This window comes from Microvirga ossetica, assembly GCF_002741015.1.
Lineage (GTDB): Bacteria > Pseudomonadota > Alphaproteobacteria > Rhizobiales > Beijerinckiaceae > Microvirga > Microvirga ossetica.
In genome coordinates this window covers 1,985,597-2,012,500 of record NZ_CP016616.1, presented here as the reverse complement: position 1 = coordinate 2,012,500, position 26,904 = coordinate 1,985,597, and the positions used below count along the sequence as shown (strand labels likewise).

The following is a 26,904-nucleotide window of genomic DNA, read 5'->3' as shown; positions in this document are numbered from 1 at the left end:
TGATCTTCCTCGTCTTCTCAGCCTTCAAGAGTGATCAGGACAAGGTCGCTCCATCAAACTGGGGGCGGCCTGGCAGCATCTCCCTGGTCGATTGGGCGCTTGCGATCGCAGCCGTCGTCACCTCTCTCTATGTCCCCTGGATCTTCAGCGAGCTTGCCTTCCGCGTCGGCAATCCCTCGACGACCGACGTGGTCATGGGAACGATCCTCATCGTCGTGCTGCTCGAGGCGACGCGCCGCTCTGTCGGCTGGCCGCTGCCCGTCATCGCCATCGGCGTGATGCTCTATGCCTATTTCGGCCCCTCCATGCCGGGCATTCTCCAGCATCCCGGCGCGTCGTGGTCCAACATCGTCAACCACCTCTACCTGACGAGCCAGGGCATCTATGGCATCGCCCTGGGAGTTGTTGCCACTTACGTCTTCCACTATGTGCTCTTCGGCGTGCTCGCGACCCGGGTCGGGCTCGGCAAGCTGTTCATCGATCTCGCCACCTGCGTTGCCGGGCGCTATGCGGGCGGCCCAGCCAAGGTCTCGATCTTCGGCTCGGCCCTGTTCGGCATGATCTCGGGTTCGTCCATCGCCAACACGGTGACGGTCGGCTCATTGACCATCCCGGCGATGATCCGCGTCGGCTATCAGCGCCATTTCGCGGCGGCCGTGGAATCGGCGGCCTCAACCGGCGGGCAGATCACGCCGCCGATCATGGGCGCCGCAGCCTTCCTGATGGTCGAGTTCCTCAACGTCTCCTATCAGACGGTAATCCTGGCGGCGATCGTGCCGGCTTCCATGCACTTCTTCGGCGTGTTCATGCAGGTCCATCTCGAGGCCAAGCGTGCCGGGTTGAGGGGGCTTCCCGCCGAGGAGATGCCCAATGCCGCCAAGGTCGTCCGCGAGGGGTGGCAGACGATCATGCCGCTTGCCGTGTTGCTGATCGTGCTGTTCTCCGGCTTCACGCCCTATCTCGCCGCCTTCTGGGGCATCACGGCCTGCCTGGTCGTCGGCGCTTCGCGCGTGCCCGCCATCACCCTCGGGTTCCTGGCGGCGATCGTCGCTGCCATCGCCACGGGCATGCTCACGCAGCTGATCTTCACGGGTCCGATTCTGGGATTGGTGTTCGCACTCCTGATCTACACGTTCCTCAAAAGCGATGCCGGCAAGGCGCTGGTGCTCGACCTCGTCGACGCCTTCGTGGTCGGCGCGAAATATGCCATCGGCGTGGGCGCCGCTGCGGCAACGGTCGGCATCATCGTCGGCATCGTCACGCTCACCGGCGTCGGCTTCAAGATTTCCTTCATCGTCACGTCTTTTGCCGCTCAGCTGGCGCAGGGGTTCATGGACCTCGTGCCCGCTGATCTGACCGACATGAAGGCGATGACACTGTTCTTCACGCTTTTGATGACGGCCGTCGTCTGCATCCTGCTGGGATGCGGCGTGCCGACGACGGCGAACTACATCATCATGGTGACCGTCGCAGCGCCGGCCTTGGGACTGCTCGGCGTGCAGCCGCTCGTAGCCCACTTCTTCGTGTTCTATTACGGGGTGCTCGCCGACATCACGCCGCCGGTGGCGCTCGCGGCTTATGCCGGCGCCAGCATGGCGGGAGCGGATCCGTTCAAGACGGGCAACACGGCCTTCCGGCTCGGCCTCGGCAAGGTGCTCGTGCCGTTCGTCTTCGTGTACGGTCCGGCCATGCTCATCGTCACACCGGAATTCACTTGGCCGAGCTTCCTGTTCGTCACGGCGGGCGCGATCGTCGGCATCGTATTCCTGTCGGCGGCCTTCGCCGGATATGGGCTGACGCCGATGCGGGCCTGGGAGCGCTGGCTCATCGGCGTTGCATCCCTGCCGATCATTGCGCCCGACCCGGTGACCACCCTCGTCGGCCTCGCGATGGCAAGCCCCGTCATGCTGTCTCAGCTTCTCAAGATCCGTGCCGAGGCGGTGCCAAGGCCGGCTTGAGCCGAGAACCTGAACCATTCCGCAGCGCTCCCGTTGATCTTTGCTTGGTGAAAAGATGACAGGAGGGCCCGATGGTCGATTACCGGAAGCTTTTGGATACGGTTGTGGGAGCCATCGGCCGGCCCGATCAGCACAAGCCCGCGCAATCAGGGCGAGGTGAGGTCGGTCGACCGGTCAGGAAAGGCGTGACCCCGACCGCCGGGCATTCGACCGACCAGCTCCTGCAGAAGGCCAAGGACTTCGCCATGCAGAATCCGGGCCTGACCCAGACGGCCCTGGTCGGACTGGCGGGCCTTCTGTTCAAAGGCCGCAAGAAGGGCAAGCTGACCGGCAGCCTGGTCAAGCTAGGGGGCCTCGCGGTCATCGGCGGGCTGGCCTACAAGGCGTTTCAAAATCAGCAGGCTAAGGCTCCCGCCGAAGCAGGCGGATCCGCGTCTCAACCGGAGACGGCCGTTGCGCAATCGGCGATGAGCCTTCCGGAGACATCGCGCTTCCACCCGGTTTCGCAAACCGAGGACGATGCGCTCCTATTTCTGCGCACCATGGTGGCGGCGGCTGCCGCGGACGGGCATATCGATCAGGCCGAGCGGGCGCGGATCGTCAAGGGGCTGACGGAAGCCGGCATCGATCCGGAATCGAGCCACTGGCTCGAAAACGAGATGGCCTCGCCGGCCGATGTGGATGAGCTGGCGGAGAGCGTCAACGATCCCGAGATGGCGGCGCAGGTCTATGCGGCGGCCCGCATCGCCATCGATCCCGACACGATCCAGGAGCGCGAGTTCCTGCACCAGCTCGCCGATGCGCTCGATCTCGATCCGGAGGTCCGGGCGCAGATCGACGAGACCGCCGGCGCCCTGAGCTGAACGGATCACAGCGGCCAGATCACAATGGGGACGTGCGGCCGAGCGGCCTGATGCTCTGGTACTTGATCGTGGTCTGCGTGCCGGCGCGTTCCTCGTACCGCTTGGCCAGCACGAAACCGAGCTCGGGTGCGTAGAGATCCGTGTGTTCCGAGGTGGCTTTTCCCTCCGCATTGAGGAAACGGTTGCGCACGATCAGGACGTTGTAGGAGCAGGGCCCGAGCTGAAGCTGCTCCTGACCCGTGACGGTCAGTTCGAGAGAGATCAGGGCGCCGACCTTGCCCGGTTGCGACGGGGCATAGGTCACGGCGCGGCGGGCCTTCAGCTCGAGCGGGAAGATGGTCCTCAAATCCGAGACGGGAATATTGATGCTGCGGGCGGTGTCGTCGAAGCGGGTGAGGGGGAAGAGCCCGCGATAATAGATGACGTCCTGCTTCTTTCCGCCGGGATATGAATTCAGCACATGAACGAAGTGATCCGAGGTGGGTCGGACTTCTGCGATCGTACCCTGCCGCTCCGGGATGAAGCCGAGCTTCGCGGTCTGCGCCGTAGGACAGTCGTTTCCGATAGCCGGCGACGCAAGGAGTACCGTCGCTATGAGGGGAACGAGGCGTTGAAACATGGTGGGAACGCTCGGAGTTGTCGGCAGAGAACGCGCATCGGAGGGGTCCGATGATTGAAATTCTATAACAACTGTTTCTTTGGATGGGAATGCGGATGAGTCGTTGCTGCTGCGCTTGAACACAGCTTCGAATTGCTAAAAAGGCAGCGACTTTCCTCAGAGGACGGTTGATCTTAACCCCCGTCCTGGATCAAATACCGGCACTGCGGTTACGGACGCCCGAAAGGATATGAAGAATGGCTGAGAGGCCTCACCGTCGCACTCCCGATCAGCTTCGCTCACGGCTCTGGTTCGACAACCCGGACAATCCGGGCATGACGGCGCTCTATCTGGAGCGCTATCTGAATTTCGGCCTTACCGGCAAGGAGCTGCAGGGCAAGAAGCCGATCATCGGCATCGCGCAGACCGGGTCCGACCTGTCGCCGTGCAACCGGCATCACCTCGAACTCGCCAAGCGCGTGCGCGACGGCATCACGGCCGCCGGCGGCGTGCCGTTTGAGTTCCCGTGCCATCCGATCCAGGAGACGGGCAAGCGTCCGACCGCGTGCCTCGACCGCAACCTCGCCTATCTCTCCCTCGTCGAGGTGCTCTACGGTTATCCGCTCGACGGCGTCGTGCTGCTCACCGGCTGCGACAAGACCATGCCGGCCTGCCTGATGGCGGCGGCGACCGTGAACATTCCGGCGATCTCGCTCAATGTCGGCCCGATGCTGAACGGCTGGCACCATGGCGAGCGTACCGGCTCTGGCACCATCGTCTGGAAGGCGCGCGAGCGTCACGCAGCGGGCGATATCGACTATCAGCAGTTCATCGACATCGTTGGTTCGTCCGCGCCGTCGGTCGGCCATTGCAACACCATGGGCACCGCCTCGACCATGAACGCGCTCGCCGAGGCGCTCGGCATGTCGCTGCCGGGCTCCGCAGCGGTTCCCGCGCCTTACCGCGAGCGCGGGCAGATGGCTTATGAAACGGGCCTGCGCATCGTCGACATGGTGTGGGAGGATCTGAAGCCCTCCGACATCATGACCCGCGAGGCGTTCGAGAACGTCATCGTCGCCAATGCGGCGATCGGCGGCTCCACCAACGCGCCGATCCATATCAATGCGATCGCCAAGCATATCGGCGTGCCGCTCGACAACAACGATTGGGAGCGCATCGGCTTCGAGATTCCGCTGCTCGTGAACATGCAGCCTGCGGGCGAATATCTCGGCGAGGAGTATTATCGCGCCGGCGGCCTGCCTGCCGTGCTTGCAGAACTGATCGGTGCCGGCAAAATCCACGAGAGCGCGCTGACCTGCACGGGCACGACCATCGGCGAGAACAGCAAGGGCAAGTTCACCTGGGATCACGAGGTGATCCGCTCCTATGACAATCCGCTGAAGGAGAAGGCGGGCTTCCTGAACCTCAAGGGCACGCTGTTCGATTCCGCGATCATGAAGACGAGCGTGATCAGCCCCGAATTCCAGGAGCGCTACCTCAACAATCCGGAAGACCCGAACGCCTTCGAGGGGCCTGTGGTCGTGTTCGACGGACCGGAGGATTATCATCACCGCATCGACGATCCGTCGCTGAAGATCGACGAGCACACGATCCTGATCATGCGCGGCGCGGGTCCTGTGGGCTATCCGGGCGCGGCCGAGGTCGTGAACATGCAGCCGCCGGGCGCGCTCATCAAGCGCGGCGTTCGATCGCTGCCCTGCATCGGTGACGGACGCCAGTCCGGCACCTCGGGCACGCCTTCGATCCTCAACGCCTCGCCCGAGGCTGCCATCGGCGGCGGGCTCGCCCTGCTGCAATCGGGCGATCGGGTCCGGATCGATCTCAACAAGCGCAGCGCCGATATCCTGCTCTCGAAGGAGGAGCTGGAGAAGCGTCGCGCCGATCTCGAGGCGCGCGGCGGCTATGCCTATCCGGCGAGCCAGACGCCCTGGCAGGAGATCCAGCGCTCCATGGTCGACCAGCTCTCCGAAGGCATGACGCTGAAGCCGGCCGTGAAGTACCAGAAGGTCGCGCAGACCTTCGGCGTGCCGCGCGACAATCATTGATCGAAAGGGAACGGGGGCTGTCATGAACAGGCTTCACGGAAAGACAGCCCTCGTCACGGCGGCGGGGCAGGGGATCGGGCGCGCCATCGCGGAAGCCTTTCTGCGCGAAGGCGCAAAGGTCTGGGCGACGGATCTCGATGTCGCGAAGCTCGAAGGGCTCGAGGGTGCCGAGAAGCGCAGGCTCGACGTGCTCTCGAGCACGAGCGTCGACGAACTCGTCGCCGAGGCCGGTCCGTTCGACATTCTCGTCAATGCAGCCGGCTTCGTGCATCACGGCACGATTCTCGAATGCTCCGACAAGGATTGGGATTTCTCGTTCGACCTGAACGTGAGGTCCATGCATCGCACTATTCATGCGGTGCTGCCCGGCATGCTGGAGAAGGGCCGAGGCTCCATCGTCAACATCGCCTCCGGCGCTTCCTCGGTGCGCGGAATCCCGAACCGCTATGTCTACGGCACGACGAAAGCGGCGGTGATCGGCCTGACCAAGGCGGTCGCGGCCGATTTCATCAAGCGCGGCGTGCGCGCCAATGCCATCTGCCCCGGCACGATCCAGTCGCCATCGCTCGACGAGCGGATTTCGGCGCTGGCGGAGAGCTCGGGCCAGAGCCTGGAGACCGTGCGCCAGGCCTTCATCGACCGCCAGCCGATGGGACGGCTCGGCACGGCCGAAGAAGTGGCGGCGCTCGCCGTGTATCTCGCCTCCGACGAGGCCAGCTACACGACAGGCCACATCCATCTCGCCGATGGCGGGTTTGCGCTTTGATGCGATGAAACTCCACTGTCATTCCGGGGCGCACCTCTGGTGCGAGCCCGGAATCCATAGACATGACGTCTCAGGAAGAGGCGAGCATCGTCGCGCCTCTTTCGGCAATGTTAGCGGTTATAGATTCCGGGCTCCGCTGCGCGGCCCCGGAATGACGGCTGGGCATCCCATTTTACGTCATGGCCGGCCTTGTGCCGGCCATCCCGATGCAATGAAGCGCCGCGCTTTTCTCAGTCGAGATCACCGGCACAAGGCCGATGATGACGTGGTTGCAAGCGTGGCTTACCCCGCCCGCCCCGTATAAGGCGTCTCCGCAACGGGCGTCAGCGGCCCCTTGCCGTCGAACCAGGAAATGAGATTGTCGGCCACGAGCTTGCCCATCGCATTGCGGGTATGGACCGAGCCCGATGCGATGTGGGGCAGGAGCACCACGTGCTCCAGGTCGATCAATTCCTGCGGAACGCGCGGCTCGTCGTCGTAGACATCGAGACCGGCCGACAGGATCGTCCCGGACTTGAGCGCCTCGATCAGGGCCTGCTCGTCCACGACGCTGCCGCGGGCGACATTGATCAGCACGCCATTGGATCCCAGCGCCTTCAGCGCCTCCGCGTTGATGAGATGCTTCGTCGAGGCGCCGCCGGGGGTGATTACGATCAGGATGTCCGAGGCCTCGGCGAGGCCGACGATGGTTGGATGATAGGTGAAGGCCACGTCGTCCTGTTGCGTGCGGCCGTGATAGGCGATGCGCACGTCGAAGCCCGCGAGACGCCGCGCAATCGCCTTGCCGATGCGCCCGAGGCCGACGATGCCGACCTTCTTCTCGCGCAGGGTCGCCGAGAGCGGGAACGGCGCTTTCAGCCATTTCCCCTCGCGCAGGTAGCGGTCGGCCTGCGGGATCTTGCGCAGCGTCGCAAGCAGCAGGCCGATGGCGAGATCGGCGACCTCATCGTCGAGAACGCCGGGCGTGTTGGTGACGACGATGCCGCGCGTGCCTGCTTCGACCGCATCCACGTTGTCGTAGCCGACACCGAAGCTCGAAATGATCTCGGCCTTCGGAAGCCGGTCGAGGAGCGAGGCTTCGAGACGGCCGTAGAGCGTGCTGGTGGCGATGCCGCGGATGCGCGGGCCGACATCCTTCAGAAAGGCTGCCTGGTCGGATTGCTCCCACAGGCGGTGCAGGGTGAAGGCCTTGTCCAGCGCCTCGATCACGATAGGCATCATCGGCGCGGTCATCAGGATGTCGGTGCGGCTCATGGCGTTTCCTGTTCGATGGTCTGATTAAATGGCGCAGCGCGCGGCGGCACCGCGGCGGAACGCATCGTCGATGGTCTTGGCCTCCTGCCGGAGCGCGGTCTTCACATCCTCGGGCAGGTCTAGCCAATGGCAGCCGCGCAAAGCAGCTTCAAGAGCATAGAGCGCATTGAGGCTGACCTGCCGCGGCAGCATGAATTTCAGCCGTCGGTAGGCCTCGACAGATCCCATGGAGCGGAGATCGCCGACCGTGCGGATCCCCGCATCCTCCAGCCTGCTCTGCGTCACGGGTCCGATCCCGGGCAGGGTGTCGATGGGGGTTTCGGTCATGCGGGCCGTTCCGGCTTTCGATGCTTCACGCGTTCACGGTAGAGTAAATAGAGACCCGAGGCGATGACGATGCCAGCCCCGACGAAGGTCCAAGCGTCGGGCCAGTCGCCGAACAGGACATAGCCCAGCACCAGCATCCAGATGATCTGGCTGTAGATGAACGGCGACAGGATCGCCGCCGGCGCCCGGGCATGGGCGTGAATCAGAAGCCAGTGCCCGAAGGCGCCGTAGAAGCCGGTGGTCGCCAGCAGGAACCAGGTCAGGGGCGAGGGCGGCGTGGTCCAGAGCCAGGGAAGGACCGGCGTCACGATGGCGATCCCGGCAATGCTCGAATAGACGGTCGTGGTGGCGACCGGATCGCTCGAGGCGAGCATGCGCGTCACGATGTTGTAGAACGCATAGGCAACGGTGCTGGCGACGGACAGGAGCGCCGCAGGGTGCATCGTGCCCGAGCCCGGTCGCGTGATGACGAGCACGCCTGCAAAGCCCACGGCGACGGCCGCCATGCGCCGCCAGCCGATATGCTCTCCGAGAAGCGGACCGGCAAAGAGCGCCACCAGCAGCGGCGTCGCGAAGATGATCGATTGGGTTTCGACCAGCTGGAGATATTTCAGGGCGAAGAAATTGCAAATCGTGGAAGCGAAGAGGAGGAGGGAACGCAGGAGCTGCAGGGGCAGCCTCCGGGTCTTCAGCACTCCCGGCTTCGTCCGCGGATTGATGACCATGAAGGTGAGCAGGGCCGCCGCCATGTAGCGGGCCCACACGGTGACCATGGGGTCGACGGACCGGTTGACCCATTTGGCCGTGGCGTCGAGACAGGAAAAACAGAACAAAGCCGCGCACATGAGGGCGATGCCGATCATGGTGCTCTGGCGCGGCGCGGCAGTCTTGGGCAGGGGCGAGGTGACGGTATCGGCCATGCGGGGATGCTAGCCGCTTCCCCGCCGCGAGACGAATGTGCGCCGTGCACGGCCCTCGTGCGCGGCACACAGGGGTTGGGTCAGATCGCTGCCGCCGCGGTCAGCTCCGGTTCGCTCGCTTCGAGCCCGTCCGTCTCGTCGTCGGCCTCGAATCCGGACTGGTCGGCTCCGGTGATGCCGGCGAGGTTCTTGGCGGCCCGGCGCAGGAGCTTGCGCAGCCGCTTGCGATCCTTGTTGTCGAAGCCCTGGAGCAACTCGGCCTCGACCTCGTCCCAGAGGGCATCGATGGCGGCGGCCTTGCGCTTGCCTTCCTTGGTGAGCTTCACGCGTACGACCCGGGCGTCGCCGGGCTCGGTGTGGCGCTCCACCAGCTTGAGGGCGGACAGGCGCGAGACCGTCTTCGAGGCTGTCGGCGGGCGTACGCGCAGGATCGTGGCCAGCTCGCCCATGGTCATGGGGCCGGAACTGCCCAGCGCCTGGAGAACCTGTTCCTGGCCGGCGAAGAGGCCGAGCTCGGACAGCTTGTCCCCGGTGCGGCTGCGATGCAGGCGCGAGGTCTGAACCAGAGCCCATCCGACGCTTTTGATGCCCGGATGCTTGCTATCGTTGTCCATCGTCCGTCGCCCCTCGCATCGTTTGCAAGCGTACCATGGCCGGAACTCGTGACGGTACGATGACAAGCCGGCATACTATTAACAGGCTAAATAAGTTCAGCCTATGATTCCACATCCAGCGCGCTTTCGTGCCAGCGGCGCAGGAGGACATGGTTGAGAGCGGCCAGCAGGAGATAAAGCCCAATCCCGGTCGCGGCGAGGAGGACCAGGGCCGCGAACAGGCGTGGAATGTTGAGCCGGTACTGACTTTCGATGATGCGATAGGCCAGTCCCGACCCCGCCCCTGCGGATCCGGCGGCCATTTCTGCGACGACCGCGCCGATGAGGGAGAGCCCGCCGGCGATCCGGAGGCCGGCCAGGAAGGCGGGAAGCGCCGCCGGGCGGCGCAGGTACCACAGGGCCTTCAGCCGGGCCCTGAGGCGCGCGGATGCGCTCTGCGACACGGGCGCCCCGTAGAGCCGGAACAGCTCCATGAGGTTCCGGTCGACCGATTGCAGGCCGAGCATCGTGTTGGACAGCACCGGAAAGAATGCCACCAGCCAGGCGCAGGTCAGCACCGCCACGTCCTGGGGCATGTAGATCAGAAGCAGGGGCGCGATGGCGATGACCGGCGTCACCTGCAGCACGACGGCGATGGGATAGAGCGAATATTCCACCGCCTTCGACAGGCTCAGCAGGACGGCAAGCCCGACGCCGCCGATGACCGCGAGAAGCAGGCCTGCAAGCGTGGTCTCGAGGGTGGTGAGCAGCGAGGCCGAGAGCAGCGGCCAGTCGGCGATCATGGTCGCGCCGATCAGGCTCGGAGCCGGCAGGATGTAGGGCGGAATGCCGCGCAGGCGCACGACGGCCTCCCAGGCGACAAGCACCGCTACGAAGACGGCCAACGGCAGCAGAAGCCGGAGAGGATTGCGGCTTTCCCTCGCTGTCCCGAAGAGCGGATCTTTCATCCTCGCTCCTCGGTCTGTTCCAGCAGGATCTTTGAGATCTCTCCGCACAGGGCGGCATAGCGCGGGCCGGTGCGAAAATCCCTCGTCCGCAGACCCGGCGCCTCGCCTGCGACCTCCGCGACGATGCGGCCGGGGCGCGGCGACATGATCGCGATGCGGCTCGAGAGATAGGCGCTCTCGTAGACCGAATGGGTCACGAACACGATCGTGCAGTGCAGCTCGTTCTGCAGCCGCAGCAGATCGTCGTTGAGGCGGAAGCGCGCGATCTCGTCGAGGGCGGCGAAGGGCTCGTCCATGAGCAGCAGGCGCGGCCTGACGGAAAGAGCCCGCGCGATCGACACCCGCATCCTCATGCCGCCGGAGAGTTCGCGCGGATAGGCTTTCGCAAAATCGCTCAAGCCGACGAGCGCGAGGCTCTCCGCGATACTCTCCCGCGCGTCGTGCCGGGACACGCCGCGAAGCCGCAGCGGCAGCCATACATTGTCCGCCACATTGGCCCAGGGCATCAGCGTCGGATCCTGGAACACGAAACCGATCTCGCCGCGATGATCCGCAGCGCCCGATCCCGGCCAGACGACGCGCCCGCGAGTTGGTTCGGTCAGTCCCGCGACGAGGCGCAAAACCGTCGATTTTCCGCAGCCGGAGGGGCCGAGGAGAGACAGGAACTCGCCGGCGCGGATGTCGAGGTCGAGGTCCGCCAGCGCCGCCACGCCGTTGGCAAACACCTTGGCGATGCCTTGCAGGGAAACGAGCGTGGATGCGGGCTCGGTCATGACATGCGCGGTGCCGGGCGGGCCGGTGCCGCTCTCCTCTACTTCTTCAGGTCGAGCCCGACGCCCTTGTTCACGAACCGGAGCGTATAGGCTTTCCTGTAATCGAGATCCGCCTCGAAGAGGCCGGCCTTCACCATCTTGTCGAAGAAGTCCTTCATGCGCGCATCCGTCATGGCGCCGATGCCGAGGCTCAAGGTGTCGCCGGAATCGACGATGCCGTATTCCTTCATCTTGGCGGCGGAATAGGCGAGAAGCTCGTCCGTCATCTCCGGGTTGTCGCGCTTGATGAGCTCTTTCGCTTTCGTGTTGTCGCCGTAGAGATAGTTGTGCCAGCCGATGGTCGAGGCATCGACGAAGCGCTGCACCAGATCGGGGTTCTTCTCAACGACCTCGCGGCGGGTCTCCACGGTGGTGGAATAGGTGCTGAAGCCGTGCTCGGCGAGCAGGAACACGTTGGGCTTGAAGCCCGCCGCCTTCTCGATGGTCAGAGGATCGGACGTGACATAGCCCTGCTGCACGGCGACCTTGTTGGCGATGAAGGGGGCCGGGTTGTAGCCGTAAGGCTTCACCTGCTCGTCCTTGAAGCCGTATTCTGCCTTCATCCACTGGAAGAACGTGGCGACGCCGTCCTTGGCGAGGAGGATATCGTTCGACTTCTTCAGGTCCGCGAAGGTGTCGAGGCCCTGGCCGGGATGGCTGAGGAGCACCTGCGGCTCCTTCTGGAAATGGGCCGCGACCACGATTGTGGGAATGTCCTTCTCCACCGCCGAGAAGGCCTGGATCATGCTGCCGCCCATGTAGAAATCGAGCTTGCCGACGGTCATGAGCATGCGGTTGCTGGCGCGCGGGCCGCCCGGCACGATGGTGACCTTGAGGCCGTATGTCTCGTAGGTGCCGTCGGCGAGGGCCTGGTAATAACCGCCGTGCTCGCCCTGCGCGATCCAGTTGGTGCCGAAGGTCACGTCCGTGAGCGGCTGCGCCAGGGCGCTTGTGCCCAGGCAGGCTGCCAGCGCTCCCGCGATCAAAACCTTCAGCGTCATCGGCACCTACCCTTTTGCTCTGGCCGCCCAGTCACCGCGTCAGCTTCTGCGCGGTTCGATCCTGCTTGGCAAGTTCCCCGATCATCATAAAGCGCGGCTTCCCGTCCCTTCCTGATCTCTTCCCCACAAGGAGAGTTGAACCAGCGCCATTGTCGTTTGCGGTTCCGAGGCCTCATAGCGGCATCCCGGACGGCGTAGCCGATCCGGGATCGAGGGCGAGCGTGCCGCGTGAACCTCTCCTGTCATTCCCGCGGAGGCGGACCCGAAGGGCCGCGCCGCAGGCGTGGAAATCCATAAACACCGTCAAATCAGACGGGAGCACCGTCGCGGTTATGGATCCCGGCCTTCGCCGGGATGACAGTGCTTTATCCTGAAAGCGATCCCGGATCTCACTCCGCTCGTCCGGGATGACGCTGTTGGTTTGCCTGTCAAACAGCCAGCCCCTGTAGGCCCGGAGCCGTTGGGCTCCGAGCCTTTCAGGTATCGAGGGTGGCGCGAAGGGCGGCCCGGCTCGATGATGCATGGTGATGATGGAAGAGCCGAACCGTCTCTTCGCGCACGGCTTCTTTAGGCGGACAGGCGGTGCCGGCTCAGTGACTGCCCGAGGCGGCGACCGCAAGGTCAGCGGCGGCCTCGACCCAATCCCTAGTCAGCGGCGCACAGCCTGGGCCACTCGCCTGGCCCGCTTGCGAGGCGAACCAGCGAGACCGGGTCTGCTCCCACACTGCGACGCCTCGCGAGCGCGCCCCTCGAAGAAGAGACCCTCACGATATAGCAGAGCTTATGCACCTCGTCAAGAACAAAGTGAGAACATATCGTTGCCTGCGCCACTCTCTTGTCCCCCTCTCACGTCATCACCGGCCTCGTGCCGGTGATACCGAATTGAGAGGTGCCGCGCTTTTCCGCATCGGGATGGCCGGCACGAGGCCGGCCATGACGTGAGTGGGTGTTATGCGTGAGTGGGTGTTATGAAGGACAGTGTCATTCCCGGCCGGAGGTCAGCGGAGGGGAAGGGAATCTGGAGCCGCAGCGGCTGTGAGTGGATCCCCTCCCCAGCCTTTCGGCCGCCGGGGATGACGCCGAGACGAGGTAGATCACTCCACGAACCAGGGATAGGTCCAGGTCTCTGTCAGGGCCCGGTTGCCGGCGCGCAGGAAGGCGCGCAGGTCGGTGGATTGGCCCGGCTCCAGCTTCACGTCGATGGCGGCGCGGAAGCCTTCCGTATGAGGGTTGGGCATGATGAAGGTGTTGGTGATCTGGCCGACCGAGGTGGAGGGCACCAGCTGCACCTGCTCCGGGGCGTTCAGGTAATAGGCCAGGTTGCCGCCTGCGAAATCGACGATGAAGCGGCGATGCCGGGGATCGCTCGGCGCGTTCGACCCGCTGGCCCGGGGCGGCGTCTGGAAGGTGTTGACCACCTTTCCGCCCGGATGCATCGCGCCGATCGCCGATGCGGCGCGCAGGCGGTAGGAGATGACCACTTCCTGCCCCGGCTCGTACGGCCGGCTCGGCTGCCAATAGGCGACGATGTTGTCGTGGGTCTCGTCCGGCGTCGGGATCTCGACCAGCTCGACCCAGCCCTCGCCCCATTGGCCGATGGGCTCGACCCAGTAGCCGGGGCGCTGATGGTAGTGCGCCTCCAGATCCTGGTAATGCTCGAACACCCGGTCGCGCTGCATCAGGCCGAAGCCGCGCGGGTTGTTGTCGCTGAAGGAGGAGATCGTCTTCTTGGCCGGATTGCGGAGGGGGCGCCATATCCACTCGCCGGCCCCGGACTGCATGAGCAGCCCGTCCGAATCGTGCAGCTCGAGACGGAAATCGTCGGACGGCTTGCGGTCGTTCTCGCCCTCGAAATACATCGAGGTGAGGGGAGCGACGCCCACATTGGTGATGGGCTGACGCGGGAAGAGCGTCGCCGTGATGTCGAGGGTCGTCTCCTTGGACGGATAGATCTCGAACCGGTAGGCGCCGGCCACGGACGGGCTGTCGAGCAGGGCGTAGATGATGGCCCGCTCGTCGTTGGGCTTGGGCATCTCGATCCAGAATTCGCGGAAATGCGGAAACTCCTCCGCCTCGCCGCCCTCCACGTTGATCGCGAGGCCCCGCGCCGAGAGGCCGTATTTCTGATCCGAACCCAGGAAGCGGAAATAGCTCGCGCCGAGGAAGGCGATGAGCTCGTCCAGCACCTTCGGATCGTTCAGAGGATAGTGGAGGCGAAAGCCCGCAAAGCCGAGATTGACCGGCAGCGGCCGCTCGATCTTGTTGCGGCCGTAATCGAACAGCTCCCGCTGATAGGCCACCGGGGTCGGCACCCCGTCGCGGATGACGTTCACGGTCACCGGGCGCTGGTAGAGGAAGCCGAGATGGAAGAGCTGCAACCGGAACGGACCGCCGCCGCCGCCGAGCAGGGCCTTGTCGGTGCGAAAGCGGATGTCGCGGTAATCGTCGAAGCTGAGCCGGTTCAGCGGCTCGGGCAGCTGCGAGACGGGTGCCTCGAACGGGACGCCGGCCAACTCGCGGGCCCGGCGCACCACATCCTCGTAGCGGAAGGGATTGGGTGTCGGCACGCTGTTCTGCTGCTGCGCCCAGCTCTGCTGGTCGAAAGCGGGCAGCGCGGTGGCTGCGAGCAGGCTTAGCAGGAGGGTACGGCGGGACAGATTCGTCATGGCTGCGGAGCGTTCTCGTCTCAAGAGGAGGTGGCCGGGATTCAGGCTTGGAATATGGGGCCCGACCCGTCTTCCGTGTACCTGTCCCGCTTAATGGGAGCTGAATGGTGATGCGGGCAAGACACAGGTCTCGGCAGGGTTAAAAAAATCCTGGGACGTCCCCGAAAAACTCTTGTGATCGGGGGCGAATACCCTTATCTCAGCCTTGCCCAATTTCGCACGTGCCTGTGGTCGTGTGTCGGTTGGTGGGCATCCGGACAAGAGGCCGGACAGCCGCCCGAGAGCGACCTAGCTCTCGATACCCCTAACCGGCAGCCGGAGGCGAAAACCGGCGTACTTCGCTCTCAGCGGGGGACGCGACTTAAAGCAACGACGAACGGGCTTTTTTGGTCTCGTTGGCCCTCCAAAGGTCAACACCGAAGAGGCTTGTTTATCATTGCCAGGCGTGCGGATGGAGTATCCCCATCCAATCCAAGGCAGCATCGTCGGGTGAAGAGCCCATCGCCGCTTCTCGTGTCTCCATCGCACGAAGCGGGATGCCATCTTCCCTCGCTGACGCCGGACGGCAGGACTTCCTGATCGTCTGAATTTCAATCCGGAGGCTGCACAAGACCTCCATTGAACCTTTGGTGGGGAGAGCGCCATGACTCAGCGCATCCGTGAATTCCTGCGCAACCGACGTGAGGACGGCCCGTGCGTGGTCGTCGACCTCGAGGTCGTGCGCGACAACTACTCGAAGTTTGCCCGTGCGCTCCCCGACACGCGTGTGTTCTACGCCGTGAAGGCCAATCCGGAGCCGCGGGTGCTCAAGCTCCTGGCGGAGCTCGGCTCGTGCTTCGACACGGCGTCCGTCGTCGAGATCCAGCTTGCGCTCGATGCCGGCGCCACGCCCGACCGCATCTCCTTCGGCAACACCATCAAGAAGGAGCGCGACATCGTTCGCGCCCTCGAGATGGGCGTGCGCCTCTATGCGGTCGATTGCGAGGTCGAGGTCGAGAAGATCGCCCGCGCGGCTGAGACGGCTGGCATCGAGGCTTCCGAGGTGAAGGTGTTCTGCCGCATCCTGTGCGACGGCGCCGGCGCCGAGTGGCCGCTCTCCCGCAAGTTCGGCTGCGTGCCCGAGATGGCCGTGGACGTGCTGGAGCATGCCTATCGTCAGGGCCTGGAAGCCTACGGCGTGTCGTTCCACGTGGGTTCGCAGCAGCGCAACACGGAAGCCTGGGATCAGGCTCTCGGTTCTGCTTCGGCGATCTTCCGTGAATGCGCGCATCGCGGCATCCACCTGTCGATGGTCAATCTCGGCGGCGGCTTCCCGACGAAGTACCTGAAGACGGTCCCGATGGTCGAAGCCTATGGCGAGTCGATCTTCCGGGCGCTGTCGAAGCACTTCGGCAACCGCATCCCGGAGACGATCATCGAGCCGGGCCGCGGCATGGTCGGCAATGCGGGCATCATCGAGGCCGAGGTCGTTCTCGTCTCGAAGAAGAGCCGCGACGAGGAAGAGGTGCGCTGGGTCTATCTCGACATCGGCAAGTTCGGCGGTCTCGCCGAGACGATGGACGAGTCGATCCGCTATCCGATCCGCACGGAGCACGACGAGGACCGCAAGGTGCCGTGCGTGCTCGCGGGTCCCACCTGCGACTCGGCCGACGTTCTCTACGAGAAGGAGCCTTACCCGCTCCCCATCTCGCTGGAGATCGGCGACAAGGTGCTGATCGAGGGCACGGGCGCCTACACGACCACCTACTCGGCGGTCGCGTTCAACGGCTTCCCGCCGCTCAAGTCCTACGTGATCTGATTCACGTCCCGCCTGCCTCGTCCTTCGAGACGGCCCTTCGGGCCTCCTCAGGATGAGGCAGACCAGAGCCCTCATGGTGAGGAGTTCGCGTCAGCGAACGTCTCGAACCACGAGGGCGCTTCATCCTCAAACTGGTCCCGGACGGCCTGTTCAGTATCGGACAGGTGCGAGGGCTGTCGCTCACCCCACGTATTGGGAGGCCACGGCCATGATCACGATTCGCGAAGAAACCTTCCACGATGTCGAAGCGCGCGAGGCGCTGCTCGATGCCTGCTTCGGACCCGCCCGGTTCCAGAAGACCTGCGAACGCCTGCGCGAGGGCAGGATGCCGGCCGAGGGCCTGTCGCTCGTCATCGATCGCAACAGTGAGATCATCGGCACCGTGCGCCTGTGGCACATCGCAGCCGGCCCGAACCGTTCGGCCCTGATGCTCGGGCCGATCGCCATCGATCCGTCCGTGCAGAGCCTCGGGCTCGGCGGGAAGCTCATGCGCGAGGCGTTGCAGCGCGCGCGCAGTCTCGGGCACAGGGCGGTTCTGCTGGTGGGCGATGCGCCCTATTACGAGCGCTTCGGCTTCTCGACGGAAAAGACCGGCTCGCTCTGGCTGCCCGGCCCCTACGAGCGCAACCGCTTCCTGGCGCGCGAGCTCGAGGCGGGCGCGCTCGACAATGCGCGCGGCCTCGTCTCCGCGACCGGTGCGCTCGAGCGGAAGCCCGATCTCGGCGCGCTCGTCGCCGCTGCCGCGCAGGGTGCATTGGCGGGCCTTCGCTCGGCTCTCTAAAGCCGTCTACCCTTCCGAGGGCTGCAAGCGCGCAGTCCTCGGAAGGGCAGCACGAAGGTGATGGCGGCAGCGATCAGCATGTAGATCGTGAAGCCGATGCAGATCGCCTCGAGGCTCACGCCCGCATCGAACAGCAGCCCGATGGCGCCCGGCGTCGCGGCAGACGCGACCACCATGATCGCGCCTGCGAGCGCGCGGATCTTGCCGAGATGCGCGGTGCCGAACAGCTCGGCCAGAACGGCCGCGATCACCACATTGGTGCAGCCCGATGTGAGGCCGATGAGGCCGAAGAACACGAGCGGCAGAAACGGTGCGTCGAAGGTCGCGAGAGCGATGGATGCGGCGCTCATGCCGGCGAGATAGAAATGGCTGAGGCGCACGGCGCCGAAGCGGTCGACGAAGCTGCCGGCGCTCATGGCAACGACCACGGAGACCAGCGCGAAAAGCGTGATGCTGCTTGCCAGAAGTTCCAGCGACCAGCCCTTCACGTCGGCGATGAAACGCTGATGGAAGAAGTAGGCCGTCATGATCGCCGGATAGCCGATCATGGTCGGGATGAGCGCAAGAAAGCGCCAGTCGCGCAGGATGTCGGCCCAGCGCGGACCCGTATCGCTCAGGGTCTTTTTCCGCGCCGTCTCCTCGATGTCCGCATCCCTCGCTCGCAGGAGAAAGCCGAGCAGCCAACCGGTGGCCAAGGCAGCAACGATGACGAGCGCGGCGATGCGCCAAGTGCCGGTCCATCCGAAAGCCGCGATCAGCGCGAGGGCGAGGGCCGGTAGGGTCGCTTCGCCGGCCGGAAAGCCGAGGGCGGCCACGCCGAGCGCCCGGCCGCGCACGCCTTCATGCAGGCGCGCGGTGCTCATCACGCCCGCATGGCTGAGCATGCCCTGGCCGAAGAGGCGCAAGGCGAAGAGGCTCAGGCCCAGCACGAGGAGGTTCGGCGCGAAGGACAGGCTGATTGCGGCCACCGTCAGGCCAAGCATGGCCGTGGTGGCATAAAGCCGGATGTCGACCCGGTCGATGACGCTGCCGACCCAGATCATCAGGAGACCCGAGGACAGGGTCGCGACGGAATAGATCGAGCCGAAGGCGCCGTGCGTGAGACCGAAAGCCGCGCGGATGTCCGGGCCCGACAGGGAAATGAAGAAGGTCTGGCCGAAGGAGGACAGGAAGGTCAGTGCGAAGCCGAGGCCGATGATGTGCCAGTAATGCCTGAGAAGGTCGTGGAATTTCATCGCTCGCGACCGGAAGAGAAACGAAGAGGCCCGCCATCATGAAGCCTTGTTTCACGATGTCGAGCGTGAAATCGGCATGGCTGGGCCGCGATCGTCATGCAGCCTTTGCCGTCCGCAGGGAAATGGCCTGCCGGCGCGGGAAGCGGGTCCCAGGCATTGACCCCGGGGGCTCCGCAATCCTAGATGCGCCCGAAACCGTTATCCGGTGTTTACCTTTCACCGTCGCTGCTTTCGTCAAGGAGACAGATCCGATGACCACTTGGCCCGTCCACGGTCGCATCACCGGCCCCATCGTCATGATCGGCTTCGGCTCGATCGGTCAGGGAACCCTGCCGCTCATCGAACGCCATTTCGATTACGACAAGAGCCGCTTCGTGGTCATCGACCCGCAGGAGAAGCACAAGGAGCTCCTCGACGAGCGCGGCATCCGCTTCATCCAGCAGGCGGTGACGAAGGACAATTACCGCGAGCTGCTCACGCCGCTGCTGACCGCCGGCGGCGGACAGGGCTTCTGCGTCAACCTCTCGGTGGATACCGGCTCCGTCGACATCATGGAGCTGTGCCGCTCGCTCGACTGCTTCTACATCGACACCGTCAACGAGCCCTGGCCCGGCTTCTATTTCGACAAGAGCAAGGGCCCGGAATCGCGCACGAACTTCGCGCTGCGCGAGATCACCATGGCGGCGCGCAAGCGCAATCCGGGCGGCACCACGGCCGTGTCGTGCTGCGGCGCCAATCCGGGCATGGTGTCCTGGTTCGTCAAGCAGGCGCTGGTGAATGTCGCGGGCGATCTGGGCGTGACCTACGACGAGCCGAAGAACCGCGAGGACTGGGCCCGTCTGGCGCAAAAAGTCGGCGTGAAGGGCATCCACATCGCCGAGCGCGACACGCAGCGCGCCAAGTCGGAAAAGCCCATGGGCACCTTCGTCAACACCTGGTCGGTGGACGGCTTCGTGTCGGAGGGCCTGCAGCCGGCCGAGCTCGGCTGGGGCACGCATGAACAATGGATGCCGGAGAATGCCGGCACGCTCGGCCCCGACGCGCAGGCGATCTATCTGCTGCAGCCCGGCGCCAACACTCGCGTGCGCACCTGGTGCCCGACGCCCGGCTCGCAATACGGCTTCCTCGTCACGCACAACGAGTCGATCTCGATCGCGGACTATTACACCGTGCGCGAGAACGGAAAGGCGGTGTACCGGCCGACCTGCCACTACGCCTATCATCCCTGCAACGAGGCGGTGCTCTCGCTGCACGAGATGTTCGGCAGCGCCGGCAAGTTCCAGGACGAGCAGCACATCCTCGACGAGAACGAGATCGTCGACGGCATCGACGAACTCGGCGTGCTGCTCTACGGCCACGGCAAGAACGCCTATTGGTACGGCTCGCAGCTTTCCATCGAGGAGACGCGCCGCGTGGCGCCTTACCAGAACGCCACCGGCCTGCAGGTGACCTCGGCCGTGCTCGCCGGCATGGTCTGGGCGCTGGAGAACCCGAATGCCGGCATCGTCGAGGCCGACGAGATGGATTTCCGCCGCTGCCTCGAAGTGCAGATGCCCTATCTCGGCCCGGTCAACGGCTACTATACCGACTGGACCCCGCTCACCGACCGTCCCGGCTTCTTCCCGGAGGACATCGACACGTCCGATCCGTGGCAGTTCCGGAACGTGCTGGTGCGGTAAGTCCGTTCATTGTCATCCCCGGCGGCCGCAAAGCGGCCGGGAAGGGGATCCATAACCGGCGCGTCTGGACCTGGATTCCCTTCCCCTTCGCTACGCTCCGGCCGGGAATGACACCTGAGGATACAGGATGCCCCATTTCGAGGAATTCTACGCCAACAAGCTCCGCGGCGGTCTCGGTGTCGTCGATGCCGATTCCGTGCTGGATCTGCGCAGCGCATCCCGCGAGCAGGCCGCAGCCTCGATCCAGGACATGCTGGAGCGCAGCCGCTTCTCGGCCGCCAAATCCGTCGCCATCCGTCTCGCTCCGCCGGCGGAGGGCGGCGGCGAGACCCTGTTCCAGCCGATCGGCAAGGCCCTGCTGGAGGCCAAGAAGCGCGGCTGGATCGCCCGACTGCAGACCCTACCGGCCCAGGACGGCCTGGGGTTCTATGTGGTTCTGGCCGGAAAGCCGGAGCGCGAGGGTTAACAGATCGATTACACCCTCGATCCTCATCCTGAGGAGCAGACGCAGTCTGCGTCTCGAAGGAGCATCCAGTGCTCTCTGGAACCTCCTTCGAGACGCCGCTACGCGGCTCCTCAGGATGAGGATCGAGGGTGTTTTTAACGGCTTGGGTTAGGCTCGCACTGGTTGACGAGGCCGGCGCCACAGGCTGCGGAGAAAGCCCGTCAGCAGAAGAAGACCGCCCCAGACGGCGATAAAGCCGATGGCGGTCGAGAGAATCCCTTCCTCCGTCACCGGCACGGCCGGCTCGAAATCGCGATAGACCGCTTCCATCACATCCCGGTCGCCGTCACGCATCATCAAGGCGACGCGCGAGAAGGGGCCTGCCTGCATCATGGTCTCGCGATGCGTCTCGAGCCTTCCCAGGCGCTCCACATTGGCCTGCATGGCGGCGCCCTGCCGGCTGACGAAATCGTCCGCGTTGGAGCGCAGGCGCGCGATGGCGCTGTCCTTGGTCTCACCGCTCGCGCGGGCATCGCCATCAAAGCGCGTGATCACCTGCCGCAACTCGTCGACCGCGCCGCCCACACGCTGGCGGTACTGCTGCGCGAATTCGGGGCCCTGCGAGGCGACGATGCCGCCGCACAGCCCGCAGCCGAAAGCGATGATGCGAACGATCCTGGACAACCCTGACCTCTTTTACGGTTCAAGAGCGGCGAGGATATCTTGTTCCATGACCTCGTCGAGAGGCTTCGGAACCTTCAAAGCCCGTGTCTTCTTTCCCGGCTCCATCACCAGGATCACGGTCTCGATCCCGGGGCAGCCGGGATCGTTGCAGGCGATCTCGTTGACGGCAAAGGCGGTTTCCGACGAAACCTGCAGGGCTGTGCGGGCAAGGTCCTTCACCCGGTCGATGCCCTGCCTGTCGGGCTTCGGCAGGCCGAAGGTGCTGCGCATGAAGGCGCCCAAGAATGCCACCGGCGATCTCACGCGGGCAGGGTCAGGATGCCGGCCTGACCGTCTTCGCAGCCGAAGGCGAGGCGCTTTCCGCCCTTGTCCCAGGCCATGGCGGTGATGCCGCTGTCCTCGACGCCAGGGCGCACGAGAAGCTCGGAGGCATCGTTGAGCCGGATGAGCAGGATGCAGCCGTCCTCGTAGCCGACCGCCAGCACATAGGTGTTGGGATGGAAAGCCACCCGGCTGACCTTGGCCGGACGCACGCCGCATTCCCGCGGCACCTTGCCCATGGGGCCTTCCTTCGATTCGAAGGGCCAGATGATCGCCGCTTCGGCACCGGAGGTGGCGAGCCACTTGCCGTCCCCCGACCACGAGAGGGAGCGCGTCTTCGACGGGTAGCCGCTCATGCGCATATGGCCCTTGTCGGGAATGAGCCGCCAGCCGTGGAGCGCGTTCTCCTGCATGGAGGTCACGACGAAGCGGGCGTCCGGCGACCAGGTGACGTCGAGATGCGAGCCCTTCCATTCCAGGAATTCCGGCTTGGCCTCCACGTTGGGAAACCACAGGGTCGCGCCGTTGTAATGGGAGATCGCCAGCCGGTAGCCCTTGGGCGCGAAGGCAAGCCCACGGGCGGCGGAGGGAACCTCGAGGCTCTTCTCCCGGCCCTTGTCGTCGCGGGCGGTCACCCGCTTGCCGATCCCATAGGCGAAGGCGCCGCCCGCGCTCAAGGCGAGCGAATCGATCCAGGCGCCCTTGGTCTCGGCCAGGGTCTTGGTGGAACCGTCGGCACCCGTCACAACCACCCGTCCGTCGTCGCCGCCGGTGACGAAGCGCTCGCCGTCGCTCGCCGCCACGAGCACGCCCGCATCCGGATGCGCCTCGACGCGATGGCTCTCGCCGTCTCTGCCGAGCAGAACGCCGCCGTCGCCGAGGCCGAAGGCGGCCGTGCCCTTCAGCCAGCCGATCGCGGTGACATGCGCACCCGCATCGAGCGGCGCGACGTTCTGGGTGAGAGATGGAGCGGTTCCGGTAGTCATCGAGGCGATCCCTTTTCTCGGGAGCGATAGCATGATTTGCGGGGAGGGTGTCACCTCGCTGTCATCCCCGCGGAGGCGGGGATCCACAACCAGAAGGCTGAAAAGGAGGACTAAGGCGTAGTCATGCCATTTCTGCATCCCATTTCTGCATCGTCAGCGGTTATGGTTTCCCGCCTTCGCGGGAATGACAGTGTCGAGGTTCGGGCGCGTTATCCTGCAACCGATCCCGGTCCGGCTGCGCCGTCCGGGATGAGACGCGATCCATCAGGCCGCGCAGGCCAGAAAGCCTTCCCGGATCGCCTGCGCGTCCAGGTCGCGGCCGATGAAGACCACCTTGGAGGTGTGCTTCTCGCCCGGCTTCCACTCGCCCTGCACGTCGCCGTCGAGGATCATGTGGACGCCCTGGAAGACGAAGCGCTTCGGCTCGTCCGGGAAGGCGACGATGCCCTTGCAGCGCAGGATGTTCGGGCCCTCGACCTGGGTCAGGTTCGAGATCCACGGCATGAACTTTTGCGGGTCGACTTCGCCATCGATGGCGACGGAGACGGATTGCATCTCCTCGTCGTGGTGATGGTGATGCCCTTCCTCCAGGAAGTCGGGCTCGAGCGCGATGATGCGGTCGAGATCGAAGGCCTTGCGGTCGAGCACCTCCGAGATCGGGATGGCGCAGTTCTGTGTGCGATGGACCTTGGCATAGGGGTTGATGGCGCGGATGCGCGCCTCGACCTCTTCCAGCTCCGTCTCGGAGACGAGATCGATCTTGTTGAGGATGATCACGTCGGCGAAGGCGATCTGGTTCTTGGCCTCGGGCGCGTCCTTCAGCCGGTCGGAGAGCCACTTGGCATCGGCCACCGTCACCACCGCGTCGAGGCGGGCGGTGTCGGAGACGTCCTGGTCCATGAAGAAGGTCTGCGCCACGGGAGCGGGATCGGCAAGGCCCGTGGTCTCGACGATGATGGCGTCGAACTTTCCTTTCCGCTTCATCAGCCCGTCGAGGATGCGGATCAGGTCGCCGCGCACGGTGCAGCAGATGCAGCCGTTGTTCATCTCGAACACTTCCTCGTCGGCGCCGACGACGAGCTCGTTGTCGATGCCGATCTCGCCGAACTCGTTGACGATCACGGCATATTTCTTGCCGTGCTGCTCGGTGAGGATGCGGTTGAGGAGAGTGGTCTTGCCGGCGCCGAGATAGCCTGTGAGGACGGTGACGGGGATCTTGTCGGTCATCGCGATAATCCGCAACTTTCATCCTCCCCTTGAGGGGGAGGATCGGCCAAAGGCCGAGGTGGGGTGGCAGCGCGAACATCGGGAGGTCGAGTTTCCACCCCACCCCGCTCGCGATGCTCGCGACCCTCCCCCTCATGGGGAGGGTAGAAAACGATCAGCTCGACAGGGCCGCGCTGAAAGCCCTTATATTGTGTCTCATCATGTCAATGTAAGTGCCGGCCGGTCCGCCCGGCTCCGAGAGCGCGTCGGAATAGACCTTGGCACCGATCCTCGCACCGGTTTCCTGGGCGATGCGCTCCATGAGGCGGGCGTCGGAAACGTTCTCCACGAAAACGGCGGCGATCCTCTCGCGCCTGATCTGCTGGATGATCCGGGCCACGTCCTTGGCGGAGGCCTCCGATTCGGTGGAGACGCCCTGCGGCGCGACGAAATCGATGCCGTAGGAATCCTCGAAGTAGCGGAAGGCGTCGTGGGAGGTGATGATCCTGCGGCGCTCAGTGGGAATGCCGGCGACGAGGCCCCTGATCTCGGCCTCGACCGCGTCGAGCTGGTTGAGGTAGGCCGCGGCATTCGCCTCGTAGGTGGCCTTGCCTGCTTCATCCGCCGCGATCAGGGCATCGCGGATATTGGCCACATAGATCTTCGCGTTGCCGATGCTCTGCCAAGCATGGGGATCGGAGCCGCCATGGCCGTGGTCGTGGCCGCCCTCTTCGCCTTTCAGCGTCTTCACGCCTTTCGCCGCCTCGACCTTCGCGGCTCTGGTGCCGGAGGATTTGACGAGGCGGTCGATCCAGCCCTCGAACTTCAGGCCGTTGGTGAAGACGATCCCGGCTTCCGTCAGCCGGCGCCCATCGGCGGGCGTCGGCGAATAGACATGGGCGTCGCCGTTCGGGCCGACGAGGGTCGTCACCTCCACGCGCTCACCGCCGACATTGTGCACCATGTCGCCGAGGATCGAGAAGGTGGCGACCACTTTCAGCCTGTTCGTGCTCTGCGCCGCGGCCGGCAGCGACGATGCGGCAAGGGCGAGGCATCCCGCCAGCAGAGAGACGACGGCTCTTCTCGTCAGCATGGTTCGATCCTTGATGGTGAGGTCAGGCTTCCAGGTGCTTGCCGGGCCATGCCAGCCACAGCACGCCACCCTCGCGGCCGAGCAGAAGCGAGAGCACATAGGCGGCCCCGGCCGAGAGGATGATCGCCGGTCCCGCCGGCAGTTCCGCATGGAAGGAGAGCAGCAATCCGCTCAGGCCCGAGGCGATGCCGATGGCGACGGAGAGCAGCATCATCACGGTGATGTCGTTGCTCCAGAAGCGCGAGGCTGCGGCCGGCAGCATCATCATGCCCACCGCCAGCAGGGTGCCGAGCGCATGGAAGCCGCCGACCAGGTTCATGACGACGAGGCCGAGGAAGATCAGATGCGTCGGCGTTCCGGCGCGGCTGACCGAGCGCAGGAAGATCGGGTCGACGCATTCGAGCACGAGCGGACGGTAGAGCAGCGCCAGCGCCAGCACGGTGATGGTGGAAATGGAGGAGAGCAGCAGCAGGGTGTTGTCGTCGAGCGCCAGCACCGTGCCGAAGAGCACGTGCAGCAGATCCACGTTCGAGCCGCGCAGCGACACGATGGTGACGCCGAGCGCCAGGGACAACAGGTAGAAGGCCGCGAGCGACGCATCCTCCTTCAGCGCGGTGAAGCGCGAGACGAGGCCGGCGGCGACCGCGACGATCACGCCGGCGAACAACCCGCCGATGGTCATCGCCGGCAGCGAGAGACCGGCGACGAGATAGCCGACCGCCGCACCGGGCAGGATCGCATGCGCCATGGCATCGCCCGTGAGACTCATGCGGCGCAGCATCAGGAAGACGCCGACGGGGCCGCCGCCGAGCGCGATGGCGATCACGCCCACCAGCGCCCGCTGCATGAACTCGAATTCGGAAAACGGCGTATAGAACAAGTCGAGCATGACAGGGCGCCTCAGGCGACGTGGCGGTGACACACATCCGCATGCGGGTCGTATGCCTCGACCATGCGGCGGGCCTTCAGAAGGTTCTCGGGACTCAACACGTCCACGGTCTCGCCCCAGGCCACCGGCTCGCGGGCGATCAAGAGGGTCTGCGGGAAGGTGCGCTTGACCATGTCGAGATCGTGCAGGACGGCGACCACGGTGCGGGATTCGTCATGCCAGCGGCGGACGAGATCGAGCAGGTCGGCGGTGGTCTTGGCGTCGATCGCCGTGAAAGGCTCGTCGAGCAGGATCACGGGCGCGTCCTGCAGGAGCAGGCGGGCGAAGAGCGCCCGCTGCATCTGGCCGCCCGACAGGGTCGAGATCGGGCGCCGCTCGAAGCCGATGAGGCCCACCGCCGCCAGCGCATGCTCGATCCGGGTGCGCTCGTGCCGGGCGATGCCGCCGAAGAGGCCGGAGCGGGACCACAGGCCCATGGCGACGAGATCGTAGACCGAGAGCGGGAACGAGCGGTCGATCTCGGCGGCCTGCGGCAGATAGGCGATGCCGGAGGAGCCATCGAGGCGGATATGGCCGTCGAGGGGTTTCAGGGTGCCGACGATACCCTTGAGCAGGGTCGATTTGCCGGCCCCGTTCGGCCCGACCACCGCCATCAGGCTGCCGGACGGAATCTCGCCGTCGAGGTGATGCACGGCCGGCCTGCGGTCGTAGCCCAAGGTGACCCCGTCGAAGCGGATGGCGGTCGATCTCCCCAGCATGCGCTACCCCATCACCGCAAGGACCAGCAGCCACAGGCAGAGCAGGATTGCGGCGGCACCGATCAGACGCTGCCCGACCGACAGGCGCAGCAGCGAGAAGGTCGGAGCGGCAGCGATCGCCCGATGCTCGTGGGTGTGGTGATGATGATGGCCATGCGACATGGCCCTCTACATAACCCGGTTCGGATGAGATTTCCAGGGGCGTATAGTATTTTATACTCCCCTATCAAGCCTATG

The 26,904-nt window shown here is 64.9% G+C and carries 26 protein-coding genes (1 of these 26 running past the window's edge); 8 read left to right on the top strand and 18 right to left on the bottom strand.

Annotated features, from left to right (window positions below; genetic code table 11):
• Both BB934_RS09415 and BB934_RS09410 read left to right on the top strand, forming a co-directional pair.
• Window positions 1–1,958, top strand: partial view of a TRAP transporter permease gene (locus BB934_RS09415; protein ID WP_099509398.1) — the 3' portion only. 214 nt of this gene lie to the left of the window's left edge; 1,958 of the gene's 2,172 nt are visible here — the last part of the coding sequence; its start codon lies off the left edge, out of view; it ends in the stop codon at window positions 1,956–1,958.
• Between the two features lie 71 nt (window positions 1,959–2,029).
• Window positions 2,030–2,821, top strand: a complete 792-nt coding sequence (locus BB934_RS09410) for a tellurite resistance TerB family protein (protein WP_099509397.1) — start codon at window positions 2,030–2,032, stop codon at window positions 2,819–2,821.
• Window positions 2,822–2,840: 19 nt separating this feature from the next.
• Here the strand turns inward: BB934_RS09410 and BB934_RS09405 are convergent, their stop codons facing one another.
• Window positions 2,841–3,440 (bottom strand): hypothetical protein, encoded by a 600-nt coding sequence (locus BB934_RS09405; RefSeq protein WP_099509396.1) that lies wholly within the window; start codon window positions 3,438–3,440, stop codon window positions 2,841–2,843.
• A gap of 236 nt (window positions 3,441–3,676) precedes the next feature.
• Here BB934_RS09405 and BB934_RS09400 point away from each other — a divergent pair, with 236 nt between their 5' ends.
• Window positions 3,677–5,485 carry an IlvD/Edd family dehydratase gene (locus BB934_RS09400; protein WP_099509395.1) on the top strand — a complete coding sequence of 603 codons (1,809 nt, stop codon included), beginning with the start codon at window positions 3,677–3,679 and terminating at the stop codon, window positions 5,483–5,485.
• 22 nt (window positions 5,486–5,507) lie between these two features.
• Window positions 5,508–6,251 (top strand): SDR family oxidoreductase, encoded by a 744-nt coding sequence (locus BB934_RS09395; RefSeq protein ID WP_099509394.1) that lies wholly within the window; start codon window positions 5,508–5,510, stop codon window positions 6,249–6,251.
• Window positions 6,252–6,533: 282 nt separating this feature from the next.
• Here BB934_RS09395 and BB934_RS09390 read toward each other — a convergent pair whose 3' ends face one another.
• The 8 genes from BB934_RS09390 to BB934_RS09355 all read right to left on the bottom strand — a co-directional run bounded on the left by BB934_RS09390 (window position 6,534) and on the right by BB934_RS09355 (window position 14,792).
• Complete coding sequence (locus BB934_RS09390) at window positions 6,534–7,505, bottom strand: 2-hydroxyacid dehydrogenase (protein WP_099509393.1); 972 nt, start codon at window positions 7,503–7,505, stop codon at window positions 6,534–6,536.
• Between the two features lie 24 nt (window positions 7,506–7,529).
• The gene (locus BB934_RS09385) at window positions 7,530–7,832 is read right to left on the bottom strand and encodes a TfoX/Sxy family protein (RefSeq protein WP_099509392.1); all 303 of its coding nucleotides are present in this window, start codon (window positions 7,830–7,832) and stop codon (window positions 7,530–7,532) included.
• Window positions 7,829–8,752: a DMT family transporter gene (locus tag BB934_RS09380; protein WP_099509391.1), complete on the bottom strand. Its 924-nt coding sequence runs from the start codon at window positions 8,750–8,752 to the stop codon at window positions 7,829–7,831. The genes BB934_RS09385 and BB934_RS09380 overlap by 4 nt, the downstream gene beginning before the upstream one ends.
• Window positions 8,753–8,832: 80 nt before the next feature.
• Window positions 8,833–9,366: a MarR family winged helix-turn-helix transcriptional regulator gene (locus BB934_RS09375; protein ID WP_099509390.1), complete on the bottom strand. Its 534-nt coding sequence runs from the start codon at window positions 9,364–9,366 to the stop codon at window positions 8,833–8,835.
• 101 nt (window positions 9,367–9,467) lie between these two features.
• Window positions 9,468–10,313 carry an ABC transporter permease gene (locus tag BB934_RS09370; protein ID WP_099509389.1) on the bottom strand — a complete coding sequence of 282 codons (846 nt, stop codon included), beginning with the start codon at window positions 10,311–10,313 and terminating at the stop codon, window positions 9,468–9,470.
• Window positions 10,310–11,086: an ABC transporter ATP-binding protein gene (locus tag BB934_RS09365; RefSeq protein ID WP_099509388.1), complete on the bottom strand. Its 777-nt coding sequence runs from the start codon at window positions 11,084–11,086 to the stop codon at window positions 10,310–10,312. The genes BB934_RS09370 and BB934_RS09365 overlap by 4 nt, the downstream gene beginning before the upstream one ends.
• Window positions 11,087–11,124: 38 nt before the next feature.
• Window positions 11,125–12,126, bottom strand: a complete 1,002-nt coding sequence (locus BB934_RS09360; RefSeq protein ID WP_099509387.1) for an ABC transporter substrate-binding protein — start codon at window positions 12,124–12,126, stop codon at window positions 11,125–11,127.
• 1,094 nt (window positions 12,127–13,220) lie between these two features.
• A complete protein-coding gene (locus tag BB934_RS09355) occupies window positions 13,221–14,792 on the bottom strand; it encodes an OpgD/OpgG family glucan biosynthesis protein (RefSeq protein ID WP_099509386.1) in 1,572 nt (523 codons plus the stop codon).
• A 643-nt stretch (window positions 14,793–15,435) separates the two neighbouring features.
• Here BB934_RS09355 and BB934_RS09350 point away from each other — a divergent pair.
• A complete protein-coding gene (locus tag BB934_RS09350) occupies window positions 15,436–16,590 on the top strand; it encodes a type III PLP-dependent enzyme (RefSeq protein ID WP_099509385.1) in 1,155 nt (384 codons plus the stop codon).
• Between the two features lie 208 nt (window positions 16,591–16,798).
• Complete coding sequence (locus tag BB934_RS09345; protein WP_099509384.1) at window positions 16,799–17,371, top strand: GNAT family N-acetyltransferase; 573 nt, start codon at window positions 16,799–16,801, stop codon at window positions 17,369–17,371.
• On the opposite strand, the gene BB934_RS09340 is transcribed toward BB934_RS09345, so the two are convergent.
• Complete coding sequence (locus BB934_RS09340) at window positions 17,368–18,606, bottom strand: MFS transporter (RefSeq protein WP_099509383.1); 1,239 nt, start codon at window positions 18,604–18,606, stop codon at window positions 17,368–17,370. The two genes, BB934_RS09345 and BB934_RS09340, sit on opposite strands and share 4 nt — an antisense overlap.
• A gap of 251 nt (window positions 18,607–18,857) precedes the next feature.
• On the opposite strand from BB934_RS09340, the gene BB934_RS09335 reads away from it, so the two are divergent.
• Entirely contained in the window at window positions 18,858–20,285 is a 1,428-nt protein-coding gene (locus tag BB934_RS09335; RefSeq protein WP_099509382.1) for a homospermidine synthase, read from the top strand.
• 127 nt (window positions 20,286–20,412) lie between these two features.
• Window positions 20,413–20,751 (top strand): hypothetical protein, encoded by a 339-nt coding sequence (locus BB934_RS09330; RefSeq protein WP_099509381.1) that lies wholly within the window; start codon window positions 20,413–20,415, stop codon window positions 20,749–20,751.
• Between the two features lie 147 nt (window positions 20,752–20,898).
• Here BB934_RS09330 and BB934_RS09325 read toward each other — a convergent pair whose 3' ends face one another.
• From BB934_RS09325 to BB934_RS46985, 8 genes are all read right to left on the bottom strand, one after another.
• Window positions 20,899–21,414 carry a DUF2937 family protein gene (locus tag BB934_RS09325; protein ID WP_099509380.1) on the bottom strand — a complete coding sequence of 172 codons (516 nt, stop codon included), beginning with the start codon at window positions 21,412–21,414 and terminating at the stop codon, window positions 20,899–20,901.
• A 12-nt stretch (window positions 21,415–21,426) separates the two neighbouring features.
• A complete protein-coding gene (locus BB934_RS09320; protein WP_099509379.1) occupies window positions 21,427–21,705 on the bottom strand; it encodes a hypothetical protein in 279 nt (92 codons plus the stop codon).
• Between the two features lie 8 nt (window positions 21,706–21,713).
• On the bottom strand, window positions 21,714–22,721 hold the full coding sequence (locus BB934_RS09315; protein ID WP_099512715.1) for a WD40 repeat domain-containing protein: 1,008 nt from the start codon (window positions 22,719–22,721) through the stop codon (window positions 21,714–21,716).
• 264 nt (window positions 22,722–22,985) lie between these two features.
• Window positions 22,986–23,948: a CobW family GTP-binding protein gene (locus BB934_RS09310; protein ID WP_099509378.1), complete on the bottom strand. Its 963-nt coding sequence runs from the start codon at window positions 23,946–23,948 to the stop codon at window positions 22,986–22,988.
• A gap of 154 nt (window positions 23,949–24,102) precedes the next feature.
• Entirely contained in the window at window positions 24,103–25,020 is a 918-nt protein-coding gene (locus BB934_RS09305; protein ID WP_099509377.1) for a metal ABC transporter substrate-binding protein, read from the bottom strand.
• Between the two features lie 22 nt (window positions 25,021–25,042).
• Complete coding sequence (locus BB934_RS09300) at window positions 25,043–25,909, bottom strand: metal ABC transporter permease (protein WP_099509376.1); 867 nt, start codon at window positions 25,907–25,909, stop codon at window positions 25,043–25,045.
• Window positions 25,910–25,920: 11 nt separating this feature from the next.
• Window positions 25,921–26,667 carry a zinc ABC transporter ATP-binding protein AztA gene (gene aztA / locus BB934_RS09295; protein ID WP_099509375.1) on the bottom strand — a complete coding sequence of 249 codons (747 nt, stop codon included), beginning with the start codon at window positions 26,665–26,667 and terminating at the stop codon, window positions 25,921–25,923.
• Between the two features lie 3 nt (window positions 26,668–26,670).
• On the bottom strand, window positions 26,671–26,829 hold the full coding sequence (locus BB934_RS46985) for a hypothetical protein (protein ID WP_157934104.1): 159 nt from the start codon (window positions 26,827–26,829) through the stop codon (window positions 26,671–26,673).
• Window positions 26,830–26,904 lie beyond the last annotated feature (75 nt).

Bases quoted from the DNA above. Each gene is read 5' to 3' on its own strand.
- BB934_RS09410 (WP_099509397.1), top strand. From the start codon at position 2,030: ATGGTCGATTACCGGAAGCTTTTGGATACGGTTGTGGGAGCCATCGGC.
- BB934_RS09405 (WP_099509396.1), bottom strand. From the start codon at position 3,440: ATGTTTCAACGCCTCGTTCCCCTCATAGCGACGGTACTCCTTGCGTCG.
- BB934_RS09400 (WP_099509395.1), top strand. From the start codon at position 3,677: ATGGCTGAGAGGCCTCACCGTCGCACTCCCGATCAGCTTCGCTCACGG.
- BB934_RS09395 (WP_099509394.1), top strand. From the start codon at position 5,508: ATGAACAGGCTTCACGGAAAGACAGCCCTCGTCACGGCGGCGGGGCAG.
- BB934_RS09390 (WP_099509393.1), bottom strand. From the start codon at position 7,505: ATGAGCCGCACCGACATCCTGATGACCGCGCCGATGATGCCTATCGTG.
- BB934_RS09385 (WP_099509392.1), bottom strand. From the start codon at position 7,832: ATGACCGAAACCCCCATCGACACCCTGCCCGGGATCGGACCCGTGACG.
- BB934_RS09380 (WP_099509391.1), bottom strand. From the start codon at position 8,752: ATGGCCGATACCGTCACCTCGCCCCTGCCCAAGACTGCCGCGCCGCGC.
- BB934_RS09375 (WP_099509390.1), bottom strand. From the start codon at position 9,366: ATGGACAACGATAGCAAGCATCCGGGCATCAAAAGCGTCGGATGGGCT.
- BB934_RS09370 (WP_099509389.1), bottom strand. From the start codon at position 10,313: ATGAAAGATCCGCTCTTCGGGACAGCGAGGGAAAGCCGCAATCCTCTC.
- BB934_RS09365 (WP_099509388.1), bottom strand. From the start codon at position 11,086: ATGACCGAGCCCGCATCCACGCTCGTTTCCCTGCAAGGCATCGCCAAG.
- BB934_RS09360 (WP_099509387.1), bottom strand. From the start codon at position 12,126: ATGACGCTGAAGGTTTTGATCGCGGGAGCGCTGGCAGCCTGCCTGGGC.
- BB934_RS09355 (WP_099509386.1), bottom strand. From the start codon at position 14,792: ATGACGAATCTGTCCCGCCGTACCCTCCTGCTAAGCCTGCTCGCAGCC.
- BB934_RS09350 (WP_099509385.1), top strand. From the start codon at position 15,436: ATGACTCAGCGCATCCGTGAATTCCTGCGCAACCGACGTGAGGACGGC.
- BB934_RS09345 (WP_099509384.1), top strand. From the start codon at position 16,799: ATGATCACGATTCGCGAAGAAACCTTCCACGATGTCGAAGCGCGCGAG.
- BB934_RS09340 (WP_099509383.1), bottom strand. From the start codon at position 18,606: ATGAAATTCCACGACCTTCTCAGGCATTACTGGCACATCATCGGCCTC.
- BB934_RS09335 (WP_099509382.1), top strand. From the start codon at position 18,858: ATGACCACTTGGCCCGTCCACGGTCGCATCACCGGCCCCATCGTCATG.
- BB934_RS09330 (WP_099509381.1), top strand. From the start codon at position 20,413: ATGCCCCATTTCGAGGAATTCTACGCCAACAAGCTCCGCGGCGGTCTC.
- BB934_RS09315 (WP_099512715.1), bottom strand. From the start codon at position 22,721: ATGACTACCGGAACCGCTCCATCTCTCACCCAGAACGTCGCGCCGCTC.
- BB934_RS09310 (WP_099509378.1), bottom strand. From the start codon at position 23,948: ATGACCGACAAGATCCCCGTCACCGTCCTCACAGGCTATCTCGGCGCC.
- BB934_RS09305 (WP_099509377.1), bottom strand. From the start codon at position 25,020: ATGCTGACGAGAAGAGCCGTCGTCTCTCTGCTGGCGGGATGCCTCGCC.
- BB934_RS09300 (WP_099509376.1), bottom strand. From the start codon at position 25,909: ATGCTCGACTTGTTCTATACGCCGTTTTCCGAATTCGAGTTCATGCAG.
- aztA (WP_099509375.1), bottom strand. From the start codon at position 26,667: ATGCTGGGGAGATCGACCGCCATCCGCTTCGACGGGGTCACCTTGGGC.
- BB934_RS46985 (WP_157934104.1), bottom strand. From the start codon at position 26,829: ATGTCGCATGGCCATCATCATCACCACACCCACGAGCATCGGGCGATC.